General features: G+C 68.2%; 17 protein-coding genes. 8 read left to right on the top strand and 9 right to left on the bottom strand.

Translation table 11 applies throughout. The annotated features are described in order from the left end of the window. Window position 1: 1 nt before the first annotated feature. Together pip and panB are read right to left on the bottom strand one after the other, a co-directional pair. Entirely contained in the window at window positions 2-961 is a 960-nt protein-coding gene (gene pip, locus P5P27_RS11695) for a prolyl aminopeptidase (protein ID WP_006895241.1), read from the bottom strand. An 85-nt stretch (window positions 962-1,046) separates the two neighbouring features. Then, window positions 1,047-1,895 (bottom strand): 3-methyl-2-oxobutanoate hydroxymethyltransferase, encoded by an 849-nt coding sequence (gene panB, locus P5P27_RS11690; protein WP_006895242.1) that lies wholly within the window; start codon window positions 1,893-1,895, stop codon window positions 1,047-1,049. A gap of 210 nt (window positions 1,896-2,105) precedes the next feature. Here panB and glnA (P5P27_RS11685) point away from each other — a divergent pair, with 210 nt between their 5' ends. The 5 genes from glnA (P5P27_RS11685) (at window position 2,106) to P5P27_RS11665 (ending at window position 10,370) form a co-directional block, all read left to right on the top strand. Then, the gene (gene glnA / locus P5P27_RS11685; protein WP_006895243.1) at window positions 2,106-3,443 is read left to right on the top strand and encodes a type I glutamate--ammonia ligase; all 1,338 of its coding nucleotides are present in this window, start codon (window positions 2,106-2,108) and stop codon (window positions 3,441-3,443) included. Between the two features lie 11 nt (window positions 3,444-3,454). Continuing rightward, window positions 3,455-6,463 (top strand): bifunctional [glutamine synthetase] adenylyltransferase/[glutamine synthetase]-adenylyl-L-tyrosine phosphorylase, encoded by a 3,009-nt coding sequence (locus P5P27_RS11680; protein ID WP_006895244.1) that lies wholly within the window; start codon window positions 3,455-3,457, stop codon window positions 6,461-6,463. Window positions 6,464-6,512: 49 nt separating this feature from the next. Next, on the top strand, window positions 6,513-7,619 hold the full coding sequence (locus P5P27_RS11675) for an esterase/lipase family protein (RefSeq protein WP_231650251.1): 1,107 nt from the start codon (window positions 6,513-6,515) through the stop codon (window positions 7,617-7,619). Window positions 7,620-7,743: 124 nt separating this feature from the next. Continuing rightward, window positions 7,744-8,700 carry a cyclase family protein gene (locus tag P5P27_RS11670; protein ID WP_006895246.1) on the top strand — a complete coding sequence of 319 codons (957 nt, stop codon included), beginning with the start codon at window positions 7,744-7,746 and terminating at the stop codon, window positions 8,698-8,700. Next, on the top strand, window positions 8,697-10,370 hold the full coding sequence (locus P5P27_RS11665; RefSeq protein WP_006895247.1) for an AMP-binding protein: 1,674 nt from the start codon (window positions 8,697-8,699) through the stop codon (window positions 10,368-10,370). The genes P5P27_RS11670 and P5P27_RS11665 overlap by 4 nt, the downstream gene beginning before the upstream one ends. Window positions 10,371-10,413: 43 nt before the next feature. Here the strand turns inward: P5P27_RS11665 and P5P27_RS11660 are convergent, their stop codons facing one another. Beyond that, the gene (locus P5P27_RS11660) at window positions 10,414-11,232 is read right to left on the bottom strand and encodes a TetR family transcriptional regulator (RefSeq protein ID WP_062366646.1); all 819 of its coding nucleotides are present in this window, start codon (window positions 11,230-11,232) and stop codon (window positions 10,414-10,416) included. Between the two features lie 126 nt (window positions 11,233-11,358). On the opposite strand from P5P27_RS11660, the gene P5P27_RS11655 reads away from it, so the two are divergent. Continuing rightward, on the top strand, window positions 11,359-12,921 hold the full coding sequence (locus P5P27_RS11655; protein ID WP_062366648.1) for an AMP-binding protein: 1,563 nt from the start codon (window positions 11,359-11,361) through the stop codon (window positions 12,919-12,921). 16 nt (window positions 12,922-12,937) lie between these two features. Here P5P27_RS11655 and P5P27_RS11650 read toward each other — a convergent pair whose 3' ends face one another. The 4 genes from P5P27_RS11650 to P5P27_RS11635 all read right to left on the bottom strand — a co-directional run bounded on the left by P5P27_RS11650 (window position 12,938) and on the right by P5P27_RS11635 (window position 16,043). Then, window positions 12,938-13,504: an FKBP-type peptidyl-prolyl cis-trans isomerase gene (locus P5P27_RS11650; protein ID WP_062366650.1), complete on the bottom strand. Its 567-nt coding sequence runs from the start codon at window positions 13,502-13,504 to the stop codon at window positions 12,938-12,940. 11 nt (window positions 13,505-13,515) lie between these two features. Then, on the bottom strand, window positions 13,516-14,130 hold the full coding sequence (locus P5P27_RS11645; protein ID WP_039866935.1) for an FKBP-type peptidyl-prolyl cis-trans isomerase: 615 nt from the start codon (window positions 14,128-14,130) through the stop codon (window positions 13,516-13,518). A 149-nt stretch (window positions 14,131-14,279) separates the two neighbouring features. Further along, window positions 14,280-15,290: an alpha/beta hydrolase gene (locus P5P27_RS11640; protein ID WP_006895252.1), complete on the bottom strand. Its 1,011-nt coding sequence runs from the start codon at window positions 15,288-15,290 to the stop codon at window positions 14,280-14,282. Window positions 15,291-15,554: 264 nt separating this feature from the next. Then, a complete protein-coding gene (locus P5P27_RS11635) occupies window positions 15,555-16,043 on the bottom strand; it encodes an SRPBCC family protein (RefSeq protein WP_006895253.1) in 489 nt (162 codons plus the stop codon). A 96-nt stretch (window positions 16,044-16,139) separates the two neighbouring features. Between P5P27_RS11635 and P5P27_RS11630 the strand changes: the two genes are divergently transcribed. After that, entirely contained in the window at window positions 16,140-16,727 is a 588-nt protein-coding gene (locus tag P5P27_RS11630) for a TetR/AcrR family transcriptional regulator (protein WP_039866984.1), read from the top strand. Between the two features lie 255 nt (window positions 16,728-16,982). Here P5P27_RS11630 and glnA (P5P27_RS11625) read toward each other — a convergent pair whose 3' ends face one another. Then, window positions 16,983-18,416, bottom strand: a complete 1,434-nt coding sequence (glnA, locus tag P5P27_RS11625; RefSeq protein ID WP_278124078.1) for a type I glutamate--ammonia ligase — start codon at window positions 18,414-18,416, stop codon at window positions 16,983-16,985. Between the two features lie 292 nt (window positions 18,417-18,708). Between glnA (P5P27_RS11625) and P5P27_RS11620 the strand changes: the two genes are divergently transcribed. Next, window positions 18,709-19,242: an RDD family protein gene (locus tag P5P27_RS11620; protein ID WP_006895256.1), complete on the top strand. Its 534-nt coding sequence runs from the start codon at window positions 18,709-18,711 to the stop codon at window positions 19,240-19,242. A 6-nt stretch (window positions 19,243-19,248) separates the two neighbouring features. Here P5P27_RS11620 and P5P27_RS11615 read toward each other — a convergent pair whose 3' ends face one another. After that, window positions 19,249-19,866, bottom strand: coding sequence for a TetR/AcrR family transcriptional regulator (locus tag P5P27_RS11615; RefSeq protein ID WP_006895258.1), 618 nt, complete (start codon window positions 19,864-19,866; stop codon window positions 19,249-19,251). Window positions 19,867-19,891 lie beyond the last annotated feature (25 nt).

Raw genomic sequence — 19,891 nt, 5'->3', positions numbered from 1 at the left:
GTCATACGCTCCTGCTGCGGGAGAAACTGTCGGTTGCCTCGACGAGATGGTGGACGATGCCCGGCTCGAACGATGCGTGACCGGCGTCGTCGACGATCTCCAACTGCGCGGCGGGCCAGGCGCGGTGCAGATCCCAGGCGCTGCGCATCGGGCAGACCACATCGTAACGGCCCTGGACGATGACCGCCGGGATGTGCGCGATGCGGTCGATGTTCGCCAGCAGTTGTCCATCCGCGAGGAATCCGCGGTTCATGAAGTAGTGGTTCTCGATGGTGGCGAAGGCCAGGTCGAATCGATCAGTCTGATCCGAGTTATCTTGTGGCAGAAGATAACTCGTCTTGTTCTCCCACGTGCTCCATGCAGTCGCGGCCCGCTGTGCCCGTTCGCGGTCGGCGCCGGTGAGAATCCGGTGGTACGCCTCCACCAGATCGCCGCCGCGCTGATCCTCCGGGATCGGATCGAGGTAGGTCTCCCAGAGATCGGGGAAGATGTTCGCCGCGCCGCCGTTGTAGTACCAGTCGATCTCGCTGCGGCGCAGCAGGAAGATCCCGCGCAGCACCAGTTCGGTGACGCGCTCGGGATGGGCCTGGGCGTAGGCCAGGCCGAGGGTCGATCCCCACGAGCCTCCGAAGACCTGCCAGGCGTCGATACCCAGATGGACGCGCAGCGCCTCCATGTCGGCGATCAGATGGTCGGTGGTGTTGACCGAGAGGTCGCCGCCGTCGGCGATGTGCGGCCGCGACTGTCCGCAGCCGCGCTGATCGAACAGGACGATCCGGTAGCGGGCCGGATCGAAGAACCGGCGCTGTCTGGGCGCCGTTCCTCCGCCCGGCCCGCCGTGGACGAAGACGACGGGCTTGCCTTCGGGGTCACCCGAAGTCTCCCAATAGATCTCCTGTCCGTCACCGACGTTCAGATGTCCGGATTCGTAGGCCTCGATCGGTGGGTACAGGGTGCGCATACCCTCAGCCTAAGTCACGCGCCGACGGCGCTCATGCCCGTGCGAGACCGGTGATCGGCGCCGGCTGATGTGACCGCGGCTCGGATCAGTACGAGTGCTCCGGGCCGGGGAAGGCGGCGGTGGCGACCTCGGCGGCGTAGGTGCGGGCGGCCTCGCGGAGCTGGTCGCCGACCGCGGCGTAGCGCTTCACGAACTTGGCGGTCTTGCCGTGCGTGTATCCGGCCATGTCCTGCCAGACCAGCACCTGGGCGTCGGTCTCATTGCCCGCGCCGATACCGACGGTCGGGATGGTCAGCTTGCGGGTGATCTGCCCGGCGACATCGGCCGGGACCATCTCCATGACGACCGAGAACGCGCCCGCCTCCTGCACCGCGATGGCGTCGGCGACCAACTGATCGGCGGCGTCGCCGCGCCCCTGAACGCGGAATCCGCCGAGTCCGTTGACGCTCTGCGGCGTGAACCCGACATGGCCCATGACCGGGATGCCCGCAGCCGTGAGCGCCGCGATCTGCGGTGCGACGCGCTCGCCTCCCTCGAGCTTGACCGCGTGCGCGCCGCCCTCCTTGAAGAAGCGCACGGCGGTCTCGAGCGCCTGCTGGGGACCGGCCTCGTAGGTGCCGAACGGCAGGTCTGCGACGACGAGGGCGTGCGGTGCTCCGCGGACGACCGCGCGGACCAGCGGAATCAACTCGTCGATCGAGATCGGGATGGTGGTGTCGTAGCCGTAGACGACGTTGGCGGCCGAGTCGCCGACGAGCAGGACCGGAATCTCGGCCTCGTCGAAGATGCGGGCGGTGGAGTAGTCGTACACGGTCAGCATGGGCCACTTGTGCCCCTCGGCCTTCCACTGCGCGAGATGGTGGACGCGGGTCGCGCGGCGAGGTGCCTGCGTGCCGGTGTCCGGAGTGGAGCCGTAGACGGGTGCATCCGACATGATCTGCCTCATTTCTGCCTCGAGTCCCGCTCGTGCGGGTACCCGGGTTGGTGTGGACGCCCTCGATTGTTCCACCGGGCCGAGGAGGGGAGAACCCGCGGTTCGGTGGGATTGGTCACACGGCGGGCCCGTCGTGACAAGCCCTGGCGCGCGGGCGCGGGTCCGCGCGTGTGTAACACGCGCGTAACCGCGGCCCTCTAAGGTTCGGGTATGGACCGCCAACAGGAATTCGTGCTGCGCACCCTCGAAGAGCGGGACATCCGCTTCGTCCGACTGTGGTTCACCGACATCCTCGGCTATCTGAAATCGGTGGCGATCGCGCCGGCCGAACTGGAAGGCGCGTTCGCCGAGGGCATCGGTTTCGACGGGTCGGCGATCGAAGGCTTCTCTCGCGTGTCCGAAGCCGACATGGTGGCCAAGCCCGACCCGTCGACCTTCCAGATCCTGCCGTGGCGCGACGAGGGCGACCTGTACTCGGCGCGCATCTTCTGCGACATCACGATGCCCGACGGTTCGCCGTCCTGGGCCGACCCTCGCAACGTGCTGCGCAGGCAGCTCAACCGTGCGGCCGATCAGGGGTTCACCTGCTACGTCCATCCGGAGATCGAGTTCTTCCTGTTGAAGGACAAGCCGATCGACGGCACGCCGCCGATTCCGGCCGACCGCGGCGGCTACTTCGATCAGGCGTTCCATGCCCTGGCGCCGAACTTCCGCCGCCACGCGATCGACGCGCTGGAGGCGATGGGCATCTCGGTGGAGTTCTCGCATCACGAGGGCGCGCCGGGGCAGCAGGAGATCGACCTGCGTTACGCCGATGCGCTGTCGATGGCCGACAACGTCATGACCTTCCGCTACCTGGTGAAGCAGGTGGCCTTCAGCGACGGGGTCCGCGCCACCTTCATGCCCAAGCCCTTCAGCGAGTACCCGGGCTCGGCGATGCACACGCATATGAGTCTGTTCGAGGGCGACACCAACGCCTTCCACAATCCCGACGACCCGATGCAGCTGTCGACGGTCGGCAAGCAGTTCATCGCGGGGATTCTGAAGCATTCCGGTGAGATCAGCGCCGTCACCAACCAGTGGGTGAACAGCTACAAGCGCCTCATCTACGGCGACGAGGCCCCCACCGCCGCCACATGGGGCGGCGCCAACCGCTCGGCGATGATCCGGCTGCCGCTCTACACGCCGAACAAGGCGTCGTCGCGCCGCGTGGAGATCCGGACACCCGACTCCGCGTGCAATCCGTACCTGACGTTCGCGGTGCTCCTGGCCGCGGGCATGAAGGGGATCGAGAACGAGTACGAGCTGCCGGACGAGGCCGAGGACAACGTCTGGGCGCTCACCGAGGCCGAACGTCGCGCGATGGGCTACCGCGAGCTCCCTGGCTCACTCGCCGATGCGCTCGTCGAGATGGAGAAGTCGGAACTGGTGGCCGAGACGCTGGGTGAGCATGTCTTCGACTACTTTCTGCGCAACAAGCGCGCGGAGTGGAACGCGTACCGCGGCCGGGTGACGCCGTACGAGCTCGAGAACTACCTGCCGCTGTAAGGGAGGCACGTGTGACTGTTTCCCGTGGCCGTTCCACCGTCCCCAGCCCCGGCCGCCTCGGTCTGCTGCAGCCCGAGGCGCGCGCGCGTCTGGCCTCACTCGGCTGGACCGAACCGGAGCACATCGACCTGTTGTGGTCGCTCTCGCGGGCGGCCGACGCCGATCTGGCCCTCGCCGCGCTGATCCGGCTCCGCGACGCCGACCCCGACGCCTGGCCGGAGATCAGCCGGCTGATGGCCCGTAACAAGCATTTCCGGGGGCGTCTGCTCTCCGTGCTCGGCGGGTCGGACGCGCTGGGCGACCACGTGGTCGCCGAGCCCGGCACGTGGCGGCTGCTTCTCGACGACGAGCTGCCGGACGAGATCGCGGTCCGCGAGTCGCTGCTGAGCGCGGTGGCCGCGACCCCCGAGCCGGGCGCGGACGAACGCGGAGATCTCCTGTACCGCGCCGGGGTCACCGGTCCGGACGCGGTAGCCGCGCTGCGCTGCGCCTACCGGGACCAGTTACTCGTCCTGGCGGCACACGATCTGGCGGCGACGGTCGAAGACGAGCCCGTCCTGTATCTGCCCGAGGTGGGGGCACGCCTGTCCGATCTCGCCGACGCCGCACTGACCGCGGCCCTGGCGGTGGCGATCGCGACGGTGCTCGACGAGGATCCCCTCGAGATCGATCTCGCGGTGATCGCGATGGGCAAATGCGGGGCGCGCGAACTGAACTACGTCAGCGATGTAGACGTGGTCTTCGTCGCCGAGCCGGCGGACTCGGTGTCGGCGCGCATCGCGGGGGAGATGATGCGCATCGGCTCGTCGGCGTTCTTCGACGTCGATGCGGGACTGCGGCCGGAGGGAAAGCGCGGCGCCCTCACGCGGACGCTGGAATCGCATGTGGCGTACTACCGTCGGTGGGCCAAGACCTGGGAGTTCCAGGCGTTGCTGAAGGCCCGCCCGATGACGGGATCGATGAAGCTCGGCGCCGCCTACATCGAGGCCACTTCGCCGATGGTCTGGGACGCGTCCGAACGAGACGACTTCGTACCGGAGGTGCAGGCGATGCGCCGCCGGGTCGAGGCACTGGTGCCGCCGGAGGAGAAGGCTCGCAATCTCAAGCTCGGGCGCGGCGGACTGCGCGATGTGGAGTTCGCGGTGCAGCTGCTCCAGATGGTTCACGGCCGCGTGGATCCGGAATTGCACGTCCAGTCGACCGTCGACGCTCTCGCCGCGCTCACCGACGGCGGGTACATCGGGCGTGACGACGGCGCGAACTTCTCGGCGTCGTACCAGTTCCTGCGGATGCTGGAGCATCGCCTGCAACTGCAGCGGCTGCAGCGCACTCATCTGCTGCCCGATCCCGACGACACCGCGGCCATGCGGTGGTTGGCGCGGGCGGCGCACGTGCGGCCCGAGGGCGACAAGGACGCGACCCAGGTCCTCGGCCGCGAGCTGCGCAAACAGCGGACCCGGGTCCGGCAGCTGCATGAGAAGCTCTTCTACCGTCCGCTGCTGGAGTCGGTCGCCCGACTCGACAAGGGGGCGCTGCGGCTGTCGGACGAGTCGGCCAAGCGTCAGCTCGCCGTGCTGGGCTGGGCGTTCCCCGATCGCGCGCTCGCGCACATCCGGGTGCTCGGATCGGAGCCGGGGCGCAGCGGCCAGATCCAGATGCTGATCCTGCCGAGTCTGCTCGAGCACATCAGCGACACCCCCGATCCCGATGCCGGCCTGCTGAACTACCGCAGGCTGTGCGACGAGGTGGTGGGCGTCGACTGGTTCCTGCGCCTGCTGCGCGACGACGCGGTGGTCGCCGAACGGCTGATGCACGTTCTCGGCACCAGCGAGTACATCGCCGACCTCCTGATGCGCTCGCCCGACGTGATCCAGCTGTATTCGACGGGGGCGACCGGACCCAAGCTCACCGAGGTCGATTCGGCCGACGTGGTGAAAGGTCTGGTCGCCTCCACCATGCGGGCCACCGACCTCGACCGGGCGATCGCCGTGGCGCGGTCGCATCGACGCGCCGAACTCGCGCGGATCGCCTCGGCCGATCTGCTCGGGCTGATGTCGGTGCAGGAGGTGTGCCGGGCGCTGTCGACCGTCTGGGCGGCGGTGCTCGGCGCGGCGCTCGACAAGGTGATCGCGTCGACGCTGGACCGCGGGGCGCGGGCGCCGGCCCGGATCGCCGTCATCGGGATGGGCAGGCTCGGCGGTGGCGAACTCGGCTACGGGTCGGACGCCGACGTGCTGTTCGTGTGCGAGCCGGCCGACGGCGTCGACGAATCGGAGGCGCTGCGCTGGGCGCAGACGGTGGCCGACCAGGTCCGCAGTCTGCTGGGGACGCCGAGCGCCGATCCGCCGCTCGAGGTGGACGTCGGTCTGCGGCCCGAGGGGAAGAACGGGCCCATCGTCCGGACCCTCGGATCGTACGAGGCCTACTACCGCCAATGGGCCCAGCCGTGGGAGGTGCAGGCGCTGTTGCGCGCCCACTCGGTGGCCGGCGATTCCGACCTGGGGTTGCGCTTCCTCCACATGATCGACGTGACGCGGTACCCCGAGGGCGGGGTGTCCGCGGAGGCTGTTCGGGAGATCCGGCGCATCAAGGCCCGCGTCGACTCCGAACGACTGCCGCGCGGCGCCGATCCGGCCACTCACACCAAACTCGGCCGCGGCGGGCTCGCCGACGTCGAGTGGACGGTGCAGTTGATGCAGTTGCGCTACGCGCACAAGTACCCGCAACTGCACAACACGTCCACGCTCGAGACACTCGAGGCGATCCGGGAGCTGGAGCTGCTCACCGAGGACCAGGTGGACATGCTGGCGGACGCCTGGCTGACCGCGACCAAGGCGCGCAACGCGCTCGTGCTGGTGCGCGGCAAGCCGGTCGATCAACTGCCGGGGCCGGGGCGCGCTCTGCGATCGGTCGCGTACGCTGCGGGATGGCCGCAGGACGAGGCGCAGGAGTTCCTGGAGCACTACATGCGGGTGACGCGACGAGCGAAGGCCGTCGTGGTGGAGGTATTCGAGAGCTGATCGACCCGGCCCACGGAGTCGCGGCCGGACGAGAGGCGTGCTGCGAGACGTGAGCATTCTGCACCGAGCGTGGGGCCGACCGGTCGCCGATGCGATCACCGCGGGTATCCGCGCCGGCCAGAAGGCGGCCGCGCCGGCGTTGCGTGCGGCGCAGACGCTCGCGCAAGCTCTGCCTCTCGACCTGCTCGTGGAGGTCGGCAGCGAACGGCAGCGCGCGTCCAACCGGGTGGTCTACGACTTCTTCTCCGGAATCGGTCCCGAACTGGCGCATCCCGGCGGATCGCTGCCGGGCGCGAATCGGTGGGACGTTCCGTGTGATCCGGAGCATCCGGTTCCGGTGATCCTCGTGCACGGCACGGCGGGCGGTGCGCAGACCAACTGGGGCACATACGTTCCGCTCCTTGTGGGTGCGGGATTCTCGGTGTTCACGCTCACCTACGGAGCCACGGAGGGCGCCAGGTGGCCCATCTCCGCGCTCGGCGGCATGAGCCGGATCGAGGACAGCGCCGCCGAGTTCGGCCGATTCGCCGAGAAGGTGATGGCATCGACGGGAACCGACCGCATCGACGTGGTGGGGCATTCGCAGGGCACGCTCGTCCCGGCGTACTGGGCCAAGTTCCTGGGCGGGGAGGACCGGATCCGAAGATACGTCTCCCTCGCCCCCTTGTGGCAGGGGACCTCGACTTTCGCCCGCGCACGCCCCGTGGCCGCGCAACTCGAGCGCCGGCTGGGGATCGATCCGAGCGCGGTGATCCCATGTCATGCCTTGCCGCAGATGATGCAGGGGTCGACGTTCCTGCGCCGCCTGAACTCCGGCGGCAGTCCGTACGTGCGCGGGACCGCGTACACCAACATCTCCACGGTTCACGACGAACTGGTGCGCCCGTACACCTCGGGGCAGGCGGAGGGCGGACCCGGTCACGACGTCACCAACATCGTCCTGCAGGACGGGTGCGGCAAGGACTTCTCCGACCACCTGGGCATCTGCGGCTCGCCGCGCGCCGCGGCGATGGTCGTCAACGCTCTCGAGGGCCGCGACGTGCGCGTGGTGCCCTGCCGGCTGGTGGCGCCGTTCTTCGGCTCGCCGCTGCTGCGCCGAACCGGTGGGGCCCCGGAGTTCATCACACCGTTCGCTCCGTCGCGACGGGATCGCTGACGTCGGCTTTCACGCGATTCCGCGGCGAAGCCTTGACATCCGGACGGAGAGGGGTGAGTGTAGTCACACCTGAACAAACCGAACGCTCGGTAGTGAGTGTTCAATTCTGGAAGGTGTGACTCCCATGACCGATGCTCCCGACCTTACCGATCTGCTGGCCGACGCACCGTCCAACTGGGGCAAGTGGGGCCCCGACGACGAGGTCGGATCGTTGAACTACCTGACCCCGGACCAGGTTCTCGCGGGGGCGTCGGAGATCCGGAAGGGCGAACTGTTCACGCTGCAGCGGCTCATCGGAGACCCCGCCGGCGATCCGGTGTGGCCGGGCCGCAGTCCGGCCACCCGCGAGATGATCTTGGACGAGTCGCACTGGGACGAGGGCGGCGACGGGCCGGCGTTCCCGGGCGGATTGCACTACGCCGACGACAAGCTGAACGCATTCCTGCAGGGGTCCACGCAATACGACGCGCTCGGCCACGTCTGGTACGACGGCAAGATCTGGAACGGCTTCGACGCCCGCACCACCATCGGTGGCCTCGACAAGGCGAGCGTGGAGCCGATCGCCCAGCGCGGTGTCGCGGGGCGGGCGAATCTGCTAGACATGGCCCGATTCCGCGGGAAGGACTATCTCGACCCGGGGGAGACGTTCACGCACGAGGATCTGATCGCCTGCGCCGAAGCGCAGGGCACGCCGATCGCCGAGCGCGACATCCTCATGATCCGGACCAACCACCTGCAGTTGTTCTTCGAGAAGGGAGACGCCTTCTACGAGGACTTCTGCGAGTCGGGACTGGTGTACTCGCCGGAGCTCGTCGAGTGGTTCCAGGAGATGGAGATCCCGAACCTGGTCACCGACACCATCGCCAACGAGGTGACCTTCGACCCCGACAGCGGAGTCGCGCTGGTGCTGCACAACGCGCTGATGCGCAATCTCGGTATCGCGTTCACCGAGATCTGCGACTTGGAGCGACTCGCCGAGGACTCCGCGGCGGACGGTCGTTACACGTCGTTCTACGTCGCGGCCCCGCTCAAGATCCACCGCGCCACCGGTGCCCCGGTGAACCCGGTGGCGATCAAGTGAGCGCGTACACCGACCGTCCCTGGCTCGCGCGGTATCGGGCCGGTACGCCGACGGACATCACCGCGGAGAACGCGTCCGCACTCCAGATCTTCATGAGCGCCGCCGCCCACGCTCCTGACGCTCCGGCGATCAAGTACTTCGACGGAGTGCTGACCTACGGCGAACTCGACGCGGCCGCGGACGCGCTCGCCGGTGCACTGCGCGCCGACGGCTTCACGGCCGGGGATCGCTTGGCGGTCTACGTGCAGAACAACCCGGCGTTCGTGATCGGACTCCTCGCGGCGTGGAAGGCCGGCGGATCCGCCGTGGCCGTCAACCCGATGAATCGACAGCGAGAACTCGCCTACCTCCTCGAGGATTCGGGGGCGACGGCGCTGCTGACGCTGAACACTCTGTACGACGAGGTGGCCGCGGAGGTCATCGCGGGCGGCACGACCGCCGTCCGCACGGTGATCTCGGTGTCGGCGCTCGACGGTCAGTCGCGCGACGACGACCGGGTGCTCGGCGACCAGAGCGCCGACGTGCCGGTCGGCACCCGTGCCCTGTCGGCGATCATCGCCGAGCACGACGGCACTCCCGTGACGCCGACGGCGCCGTCTGCGGACGATCTGGCGGTCTTGACCTACACGTCCGGTACCACTGGAAAACCCAAGGGTGCGTTGAATACTCACGGCAACCTGGCGTTCAATGCGCAGACCTACCGGGACTGGATCGGGCTCACCGGTGAGGACGTGGTGCTCGGCGTCGCGCCGCTGTTCCACATCACCGGTCTCGTGGGCCACGTGATGCTCGCTCCGCTGCTCCGGATTCCGCTGGTCCTCACGCACCGGTTCGCGCCCGCGGTGATGGTGGACGCCGTGCGCGAACACCGTCCGACGTTCACGGTCGGTGCGATCACCGCCTACATCGCCCTCGCCGACTCCGGCGGCGCGCGACCGGGTGACTTCGACTCGCTGCGGGCCCTGTACTCGGGCGGCGCGCCGATCGCGCCCGCGGTGGCCGATCGTCTCGAATCGGTGTTCGGTGCGTACATCCACAACATCTACGGCCTCACGGAGACCAACTCACCGTCGCATGCGGTGCCCTTCGGAGTGCGGGCGCCGGTGGACGGCGAGTCCGGGGCCCTGTCGGTCGGGGTGCCGGTGTTCAACACCGTGGTCCGGGTCGTCGACGACGACGGTGAAGACCTGCCGGTGGGTGCGATCGGCGAGTTCGCGACCTCGGGGCCCCAGGTGGTGCCGGGATACTGGAACCGTCCGGACGCCACCGCCGAGTCGATTCCCGGCGGTGAACTGCGCACCGGCGACGTCGGCTTCATGGACTCCGACGGCTGGTTCTACCTGGTCGATCGCAAGAAGGACATGATCAACGCATCCGGTTACAAGGTGTGGCCCCGTGAAGTGGAAGACGTCTTGTACGGTCATCCGGCCGTCGCCGAGGCAGCGGTGGTCGGCGTGCCCGACGAGTACCGGGGGGAGACGGTGAAGGCCTTCGTCTCCCTTCAACCGGGCAAGGCCGCCACCGGCGAGGAGATCGTCGAGTTCTGCAAGTCGCAGATGGCGGCCTACAAGTACCCGAGATCGGTGGAGATCCTCGACGAACTGCCGAAGACCGCGACCGGCAAGGTGTTGCGCCGCACGCTGCGCGACCAGGCGGCCGCGCGCGCCTGAACGGCGTCGCCCCGCGCCTGTCGGCGGTCGGGTCCCGACCGGCTCAGCCCGGCCGGGACCCGACGCCGTCTAGTCCCGCGAGACGGAGACCGAAACGGCGGTAGCGGACCGCGATGTCGGCGGGATCGTCGATGCGCTCCAGCCGGCAGACGCCGGTGCAGAGGTCGAGGACGGCGCGCGCGGTCGCCGTGGAGTCCTCGTCGTCGCCGTCGGGCAACTGCGCGCGGACCACCTCGAGCAGCCGCCCCGACACCGCCTCTATTCGCGGCCGGTCCGCGGGGTCGAGGTTGGCACGGTCGGTCACGACGATCCGCATCACGTCGCGCCGAACCGCGGCGAACAGCGCGACCGCCTCGCAGACGTTGCCGAGTGCGAGCACCCGGTCGTCGACGTCCGCGGCGGCCTCGACGTGTGCCGCGAGCTCGGTGTACGCGAGGTCGAAGACGGCGGTGAGCAATGACTGCTTGCTCGGATAGTGGTGATACACGCCGGCTGCGCTGAGTCCGGCCGCGGCCGCGACGGTCCTCATGGTCGCGCCGTGATACCCGGTCTCCACGAAGCAACCGATGGCCGCGGCGAGGGCGGGGTCGATCTCGCGGTCGGGATAGTCGCGCCAGTCGAACTCCTTGGCCGCGTCGGCCGGCTGTGGAGACTGGAGCTCGGTGAGCGCGGTGATCGTCGTGTCGAGTTCGGCGGCGATGGCCGCGAGCCGTTCCGGTGAGGCCGCGGTCTTGCCGGTCTCGATCCCGCTCATCGTCCCGACGCTGACTCCCACGCGACGGGCGAGCTCTCGCATCGAGATCCCGGCGAGCTCGCGAGCCGGCCGGATCATCAGCTGCGCGCGGGCGCATGGATCGGGCATGGGGTCAACGGTAATAGGCCGCAACGGTTCCGGGGCGCGACCGGGCCGCGAAAGCGACCTTGTCCCGGTTGCCGCCGCTTACAATCGCGGGTGCGGGCAACCAGCGACGAATGAGGGCGCGAACTGATGATCGACGACGGATCCGACCTGCCGAGGCCGACATCCGGGCTCACGATGTTCCACGAGGCGGTCGCCGCCGGCTCCGGCCGTCCGCTGATCCGCTACTTCGACGGCGTGCTCACGATGCGCGACGTCGACAGGCATTCGGATGCGCTCGCGCACCACTTGATCGGACAGGGATTCTCCTCGGGCGACCGGCTGGCGATCCTCACGCAGAACAGCCCCGCATTCGTCATCGCCCTCGTCGCCGCGTGGAAGGCCGGCGGGATCGCGGTACCGCTCAACCCGATGAACACCCGGCGGGAGACGGCGTTCGCGTTGGTCGACACCGGTGCGCGGGCGCTCGTGTGCCTCGACGAGTTGTACGCCGCGGGTGCGCAAGCGGTGATCGCCGACGGCGACACCGATGTGCGGACGGTGGTGCTGACCTCGATCGGCGACTGGGCGGCGAAGACCGACCCGGCGCCGGGATCGCTGCCCGCGCTGCCGTGGTCCGGCCCGGTGCGCGGCGCCGATCCGGGCCGCGACGACCCCGCTCTGCTGCTGTACACGTCGGGCACCACCGGAGTGCCGAAGGCCGCCGTGGTGACCCACGGCAACCTCACCGCGGGCGCAGAGCTGTTCCGCCGGTGGACGACGATCGGCTCCGATGACGAGATCCTCGGGATCACTCCGCTGTTCCACGTCACCGGAATCGTCGGCCACGTGGCGCTCGCGCTGCGTGTGGGGGCGCCGCTGATCCTCGCGCACCGGTTCGATCCGCCGGTGCTGGTGCGCGCGCTGCGCGAGCATCGGCCGGCATTCGTGATCGGCGTCATCAGTGCGATCGTCGCGCTCGCCGAGGAAGCCGACGGTCCCGACGACTTCCGGTCCGTGAAATGGCTCGCGACCGGCGGTGCGCCGGTGTCGGCGGACACCGCCGCACGGGTGGCCGAACGCACGGGCACCGAGCTCAGCATCGTCTACGGGCTCACCGAGACCACCTCGCCCGCGATAGCGACGCCCGTGGGGCGGCTCGGGCCGATCGACCGCGAGTCCGGCGCACTGTCGATCGGGATGCCGGTCGCGGCCACGCGCTGCCGAATCCTCGATGACTCCGGCGAGCCGGTCGCCCCAGGTGTCATCGGCGAGGTGGAGATCGCCGGACCGCAGGTGAGCCCCGGGTACTGGCAGGACGGTTCGATCGTCGGCGGCCCGGGCGACGGCGCGCTGCGGACCGGCGACATCGGCTTCCGCGATACGGACGGGTGGGTGTTCCTGATCGACCGGCGTAAGGACATGATCACCACCGCCGGCTACAAGGTCTGGCCGCGCGAGGTGGAGGAGGTGCTCTACCGCCATCCGGCGATCGCCGAGGCCGCCGTCGTCGGAGTGCCCGACGACACACGAGGCGAAGTGGTCAGCGCCTTCATCGCCTTCGAATCCGGGGCCACCGCCACCGTCACCGACATCGAGGAGTTCGCGGCGGCTCAGCTCGCGGCGTACAAACGTCCCCGCAGCATCACCGTGCTCCCTGCCCTGCCGAAGACGGCCACCGGCAAGGTGCTGCGCAGACGCCTGCGCGGATGAGCCGACCGAGGCCGGTTCAGCCCTGTGCCTCCAGGATCTTGAGCCCGAAGACGATGGTGTCGCCCTTGTTGATGGAAGCGCCCGGATTGCCGTCGGGATAGCCGTCGGCGGAGGGGATCACCACGACGACGGTGGAGCCGACCTTCTGGCCGACGAGGGCCTGACGGAAGCCGGGAACCACGCCGGAGGCCGGGAACTGGGCCGGCTCGCCTCGCTGGTAAGCGCTGTCGAAGACCTGACCCGTGGTGCCGTTGACCCCCTCGTAGCAGACGGAGACGGTGGTCGCGTCGGTCACCTCGGAGCCATTTCCCGCGATGAGCGTCTTCACCTGAGTCTTGTCGACCTTGAACGGTGTGGTCAGGGTGATCGCCGGCGCAGCGTTCTTCGCGTCGTCGGTGACGGTGAAAGCGGCCTTGCCCTGCACGCCGTCGACGGTCCACGAGGGCGCTCCGGAGACGTTCTGCGGCGTCGGCGCGCAGCTCGTGGTGTCGGCGGCCGAGCTGTCGCCGTCGTCGGACGAGCACGCGGTCAGGGCGAGCGCGGAGGCGGCGAGGGGAAGGAGGACCAGTGCCTTGAGCTTCATGGTCGATCAGCCTATCCGTCGGTCGCCGAGGCCGGTTCCGCAGCCATGATCTTGAGGACGAACACGATGCTGTCTCCGGGCTTGATGGTTCCGTCGGGACTGCCGTCGGGGTATCCGTCGGCGGAGGTCATCACCACTGCCACCGAGGCGCCGACGCGCTGTCCGACGAGCGCTTTGCGGAAACCCGGAACCACGCCGTCGGCGTGCAGGCGGGTGGGCGTGCCCTTCTGGTAGGAGCTGTCGAAGGTCTGGCCGTCGCGGCCGTCGACGCCCTCGTAGCAGACGTTGACGATGGAGGCGTCCGTGATCTCGTCGCCGGTTCCCGGTGCCAGTGTCTTGACCTGGGTCTCATCGACGCTGAACGGCGGGGTGATCTTGATGAGCGGCCCGGCGGTATCGGTGGAGGCGGCGATCTCCGCGCTGCCCGTCGCACCCATCACCTGCCACTGCGGTCTGGTGTCGGCCGGCGGATCGGCCTCCGGGCACATCCCGCCGTCCATCGTCGGACTGGGCGTGGTCACGTCGAGGCTGGTCTGCGCGCTGCCCGCGGTGTCGTCGGAGGAGCATCCGGCCACGGCCAGCAGGGCCGCCGCCGCGGGGACCAGGAGGAGAGACTTGCGCTTCATGGGCGACGACACTAGCAGCCCGGACTGATAGGTTCCTGGGCCCGGACGTGGCACGAAAACGTCGGTGGCACACCTCACGCAGAGCGGCGGCTCGGAGTCCCCCGACAGGACTCCGAGCCGCCGCTCGCACGTGTGGTGCCCGGTTCCGGTCAGGCTCCGATGGCCTTGGCGATCATCGGCCAGGACGAGTGCAGTTCGCGCTCCCAGTAGCCCCACGAGTGGGTGCCCTGCGGATGCAGTTCCACGCGGGCGGGGATCTTCAGCTGCGCCAGGCGTTGCGCCATCTGTTGGGTGCAGACGTTGGTGGCGGCTTCGATGGCGCCGCCGAGAACCACCCGGTCGGCCAGCGAGACGCCCTGCGCCGCGGTGCTTCCGGGCTCGATCGACTCGTCCTGCCCGGGGAGCCCGGAGTTGGAGGAGAGATAGATCTGGGTGCCGCGGAGCTTCTCGGCGTTGAGGTACGGATCGTTCTTGCGCCAGCCGGGGCCGTCGTACGGTCCCCACATATTGCGGGTGTCGGCCTTGCCTCGGCTCTCCACCACCGTGCGGATGTACTGCTGGCCGACCTTGTCGCTGGTGCGAGCGCAGCCGCTGTACGAGGCAGTGATCTTGTACAGCGCCGGCGCGGCGATGGCGAGGTTCAGTACCGATGTGCCCGCCATCGAGATGCCCGCGATGCCGTTCTTTCCGCTGGTCTTGAACCTCTTGTCGAGCAGGGGAGGAAGCTCCTTCGTCAGGAAGGTCTGCCACTTCTGCTTGCCGAGGACCTCGTCGTCGCGCTCCCAGTCGGTGTAGTAGGAGAACATGCCCTTGAGCGGGGTCACCACGTTGACGTGCTTGGTGCGGAAGAACTCGACGTAGTTGGTGCGCAGGGCCCAGCTCGCGGAGTCCTCGCCGCCGCCGGCGCCGTTGAGCAGGTACAGCACCGGAGCCGGCTTGCGGGTGTCGGCGGGCCGCAGGACGTCGAGCGGGATGTCGCGCTGCATCGACTGCGAGTAGACGGTGACCACTTTGTGCTGCGGGGTGGCACCGTCGGCCACCGACACGATGTGGGAGGGAGCCGTGGCGGACGCGGACGCGGCCATGACCGTCGTACCGGTCGCAGCGGCCGTCAGGGTGAGCAGGCCGGCGAACAGACCTGCCAGGGAACGGATCTTCATACGAGTTCTTTTCACTTCCGTGAGCGACGCGAGCCGCTGCGGTGTCGGGGGGCCGGGAGGGCGCCGGAAGGAGACGCCGATCGGGACCGGCGGACTCGCAGTAAGTTGTAGCACCGCGGACGGCGGTGGTTGCGCGCAGAGCGCGCCGGAAGGCACAGAAACAGCGCTGGTGTCGCGGGACCGGTCACGACCCGTTCAGTCGGGCACACGCGCGAACAATCGGACGCGACAAGGCTGGGGAACCGACTTGCCGGTGGCCTCGGATCAGGTGGTGCGGTCGGACTGTTCGGCGGCGGCCTTGATCGCCTCGAGCGTCTGACGCATTCCGGCGCGCAAGACCTGAGTGAAGGCTTGCTGTCCGCCGAGGTACTTCTCGGTGAGTTCCCGTGAGTAGTCGGAGATGCCGGCCGGTGTCTCGCGCCGCTGGCTCAGGCGCGTCTGGCCCTTGGGCAGGGGAGTGGTCTGGAACGACCAGACGACCCAGTTCTCCTCGATCCGGAAGGCGATCTCCTGCTCAGGCTCGAACCGCACGATCGTGCTGTGGGTTGTCCACTTGAGGTCGCCTTCATGGTTGAGATGTGTGAACTCGGCACCGAGCTCGATCCGGTCGAAGCCTTCGCGCAGCCGCACGGAGTCGACCTGGGGACTCCACTGCGGCATGCGGCGCAGGTCGCTGATCAGTTCCCAGACCTGTTCCGGGGTGGCGTCGATGTCGATGGTGTCGTGCAGGAGCTCTGCGGAGGGGACGGGCACGGAGGGTTTCCAAACTATACGTTCGATCGGACGTGTTGTTGTGGAGCGTAGGTAGCGCCGATGGTTCGCGTCAAGTCGGTCGCATATTCTCGGACCATGACGTCGGACTCGAAGGTCGACGGGCGCCGTGCGCGTGGAGATCTCACGCGTCGCACCGTCGCGCGGAAGGCGGCGGAGATCGCCACCACCCATGGGCTCGACTCGATCAGCGTCGGGTCGCTCGCGGCGGCGACCGGGTTGAGTAAGAGCGGGATCCTGACGGTGTTCGGTACCAGGGAGGCGATCCAGGTGGCTGCTGTCGCCGAGGCGCGCGCGATCTATCTGGAGGCGGTTGTGGCTCCGGCATGGGGACATGAGCCGGGCAGGCCGCGGTTGCGGGCATTGTTGGACTGCTGGGTCGCCTACCTGCGGGCAGCGGTCTTCCCCGGCGGCTGCTTCATCGTCGCGAGTACGGCCGAGTACGGGCGCCGTGAGGGTGACGTAGCGGACGCGGTGCGTGCGTTGAAGCGTGAGTGGCTCGATCTGCTGGAGTCCGAGTTGCGAGAGGCGGGGGTCGCTGACCCGGCCGGGGACGCGTTCCGCATCGACGCCTACCTGTGTGCGGCGAACGTCCACCGCGAACTCTTCGGGAGCGAGGAGCAACTCGACCGAGCGCGAGACCTGGCGCTCGATCTCATCGGGTAGGCCGGCGCGGGCACCTACGCACGTCTGTCTCGGCACTGTTCATGCGCGGCGACATCGAGCCCGGTCGACGGTTCGTCGAGCAGAGGGAACGGGGCTCGTCACGGATGGACGTGAGCCCGAGCGGGTGGATCGGCTCTGTCATCGCCGGACTCAGACGAGCCGACCCGCTCGGCGATCGGGAAGGTGATCGCGGAGCGGGTCGAGGGGACTGCGGGCTCTACTGCGTACCGAAAAGGCGTAGCAGCAGGTCGGACGTCAGCAGTCGTAGTACAGGTTGAACTCGTACGGGTGCGGGCGGATCTGGATCGGCTCGATCTCGTTCTCGCGCTTGAGTGCGATCCAGGTCTCGATGAGGTCCTCGGTGAAGACGCCGCCGCTGGTCAGGTAGTCGTGGTCCTGCTCGAGGCGATCGATCACGGCAGACAGCGAGGTCGGTGCCTGCGGGATGCCCTTGGCCTCCTCCGGCGGGAGCTCGTAGAGGTCCTTGTCGACCGGCTCGTGCGGCTCGATGCGGTTCTTGATGCCGTCCAGGCCGGCCATCATCATCGCCGCGAATGCCAGGTACGGGTTGCCCGAGCTGTCGGGGCAGCGGAACTCGATGCGCTTGGCCTTCGGGTTGTTGCCCGTGATCGGGATGCGCACACAGGCGCTGCGGTTGCGCTGGCTGTAGACGAGGTTGATCGGAGCCTCGTAGCCCGGAACCAGGCGCTTGTAGGAGTTGATGGTCGGGTTGGTGAAGGCCAGCAGCGACGGAGCGTGGTGCAGGATGCCGCCGATGTAGTAGCGCGCGATGTCCGACAGTCCGGCGTAGCCCGACTCGTCGTGGAACAGCGGCTTGCCGTCCTTCCAGAGCGACTGGTGAGCGTGCATGCCCGAACCGTTGTCGCCGAAGAGCGGCTTCGGCATGAAGGTGACCGACTTGTTGTTCTGCCACGCGGTGTTCTTGATGATGTACTTGAACAGCTGAACGTCGTCCGCGGCGTGCAGCAGCGTGTTGAAGCGGTAGTTGATCTCCGCCTGGCCGCCGGTGCCGACCTCGTGGTGGCCGCGCTCGAGGGTGAAGCCCGAGTTGGTCAGGTTGGTCGACATCTCGTCGCGCAGGTCGACGTAGTGGTCGTACGGGGCGACGGGGAAGTAGCCGCCCTTCTGGCGGACCTTGTAGCCCTTGTTCGGGGTGCCGTCGGGGTTGGTCGGCGACGCGGCGTTCCACCAACCTGACTCCGACTCGACCTCGTAGTGGGTCGAGTTCATCTCGGAGCTGAACGAGACCGAGTCGAAGATGTAGAACTCGGCCTCCGCGCCGAAGAAGCAGGCGTCGGCGATGCCGGTGGAGGCGAGGTACTCCTCGGCCTTGCGCGCGACGTTGCGGGGATCGCGGCTGTAGGCCTCGCGGGTGAACGGGTCGTGAACGAAGAAGCTGATGTTCATCGTCTTCGCCTTGCGGAACGGGTCGATCCGCGCGGTGGCCGGGTCGGGGAGGAGCATCATGTCCGACTCGTCGATCGACTGGAAGCCGCGAACCGACGAACCGTCGAATGCCAGGCCCTCTTCGAAGACGTCCTCGGTGAATGCTGCTGCGGGGATGGAGAAGTGCTGCATCGTTCCCGGCAGGTCACAGAAGCGGATGTCGACGTACTCGACACCTTCGGCCTTGATCCCCTCGAGCAGTTCCTCGTTCGTGTTGTACACGGTTCGCCTGACTCCTTCTTGGTGAAGATCCGGTCAGAAACTCTCTGACACAGAACCCGTGCCACCCTCGCGAGGGCAGCACGAATCTCGGCAACCAGAGTACGGAGATGACGTTGCTCGTGCGCTAAACCAATGTTTCCCCCGTGTTACACCGATGGCCGGCGCGTTACGAAAGACCGCGTCGCGCGCACGGCGGTGTGGTCGGAGTCACGTTATTGGGGTGCACGGGGAAGCTGGCTACCATGGCATTCATGACCGTGGTATTCATGACCGTTTCCCGAGGGGCCCAGTAGTGGCGCGCGCGACGAGTACGTGGCTGTCGGGGCCGCAGTTCCCGGGTGCCACGGAGAACGAGTACCGCGGGCAGGATCTCGGGTTGCCGCAGGACGGACCGGGCGCTCTCGCCGGCGGGTGGCTGCGCGTGGTGGGGTTGCTGTTCGACTGGCTGATCGCCGGCGGCCTCGCGATCGTGATCGTCGGCGTGCGGCCGGCTCAGGAGATGGCGTCGAGTCTGGAGATGACCATGCGTGCGGCGGCGACGCCGCAGTTGATCATCTGGTTCGTGATCGGTGTGCTGGCGGTGGCCTTCTTCGGCTTCACCCCGGGGCAGTTCATCGCGGGCACGCGGGTGGTACGGGTGGATCTGGGCAGTGATCGCGGCGCCGCGGAGGCTCGCGGGGAGACGCCGAGGGCCGCGGTCGGGCCGATTCGGGCCCTCGGCCGCCAAGCGATTCTGATCTTCGTGGTGCCGGCACTCATCAACGACTACAACGGTCGCGCGATGCACGACCGCGCGACCGGAACGGCCATCGTCCGCACGCGCTGAGTCGACTCACCGGCCGAACGCCGACCGGATCAACGCGATGCCGGGTTCGACGGACACGGCCGGGTCGATGGCTCGTTGGATCCCGAGCCCGATTCCGGTGCTGAGAATCAGGTCGGCGATCTCGTCCCGCGTGGGCACCGGATTCGAGGTGTCCGCCGCCGCCTGGTCGATGAGCGGCGAGAAGTCTCCGAGAACGGTTTCGAGAAGCCCGGCCAGGGCGTCGCGCGCATCCTCACGCAGGGAGACGATCATCGCCTTCTGTTCCGGATGATGCCGTGAGAGCACCGCGAACTCCATTTCGAGCATCGTCCACTCCACGTCGCCGATGGTGCGGCGCACCCACGCTGCGAAAGCGTCGAGCATCCCGTGCAGGTCGGTGCTCTGTTCGACGATGCCGCGCAGCTCGTTCAGCTTCTCCCCGTGGATGTCCTCGAGCACGGCCCGGCAGAGCGTCGGCTTGTCCTTGAAGTTGGAGTACACCGCGCCCTTCGAGAAGCCCGCCGCCTCGGCGATCGCATCGAGGCTGGTCGCCGCGTAGCCGGCGTCGAGGAACTGGGTGCGTGCGGTGGCGAGAAGAGCCGCTCGGTTCCGCTCCTTCTGGTCGGCGCGGCTGATCCTGGCCATATCGGACCTCCTCATTTCAGATACC

Source organism: Gordonia sihwensis (genome assembly GCF_029632925.1).
GTDB lineage: Bacteria > Actinomycetota > Actinomycetes > Mycobacteriales > Mycobacteriaceae > Gordonia > Gordonia sihwensis.
This window is presented reverse-complemented; position numbering and strand designations above follow the sequence as displayed.

Excerpts from the sequence above, each read along its gene's own strand:
- P5P27_RS11670 (WP_006895246.1), top strand. The coding sequence starts at position 7,744 with ATGACCGATGCTCCCGACCTTACCGATCTGCTGGCCGACGCACCGTCC.
- P5P27_RS11655 (WP_062366648.1), top strand. The coding sequence starts at position 11,359 with ATGATCGACGACGGATCCGACCTGCCGAGGCCGACATCCGGGCTCACG.
- P5P27_RS11650 (WP_062366650.1), bottom strand. The coding sequence starts at position 13,504 with ATGAAGCTCAAGGCACTGGTCCTCCTTCCCCTCGCCGCCTCCGCGCTC.
- P5P27_RS11640 (WP_006895252.1), bottom strand. The coding sequence starts at position 15,290 with ATGAAGATCCGTTCCCTGGCAGGTCTGTTCGCCGGCCTGCTCACCCTG.
- pip (WP_006895241.1), bottom strand. The coding sequence starts at position 961 with ATGCGCACCCTGTACCCACCGATCGAGGCCTACGAATCCGGACATCTG.
- P5P27_RS11660 (WP_062366646.1), bottom strand. The coding sequence starts at position 11,232 with ATGCCCGATCCATGCGCCCGCGCGCAGCTGATGATCCGGCCGGCTCGC.
- P5P27_RS11615 (WP_006895258.1), bottom strand. The coding sequence starts at position 19,866 with ATGGCCAGGATCAGCCGCGCCGACCAGAAGGAGCGGAACCGAGCGGCT.
- glnA (WP_006895243.1), top strand. The coding sequence starts at position 2,106 with ATGGACCGCCAACAGGAATTCGTGCTGCGCACCCTCGAAGAGCGGGAC.
- panB (WP_006895242.1), bottom strand. The coding sequence starts at position 1,895 with ATGTCGGATGCACCCGTCTACGGCTCCACTCCGGACACCGGCACGCAG.
- P5P27_RS11630 (WP_039866984.1), top strand. The coding sequence starts at position 16,140 with ATGACGTCGGACTCGAAGGTCGACGGGCGCCGTGCGCGTGGAGATCTC.
- P5P27_RS11645 (WP_039866935.1), bottom strand. The coding sequence starts at position 14,130 with ATGAAGCGCAAGTCTCTCCTCCTGGTCCCCGCGGCGGCGGCCCTGCTG.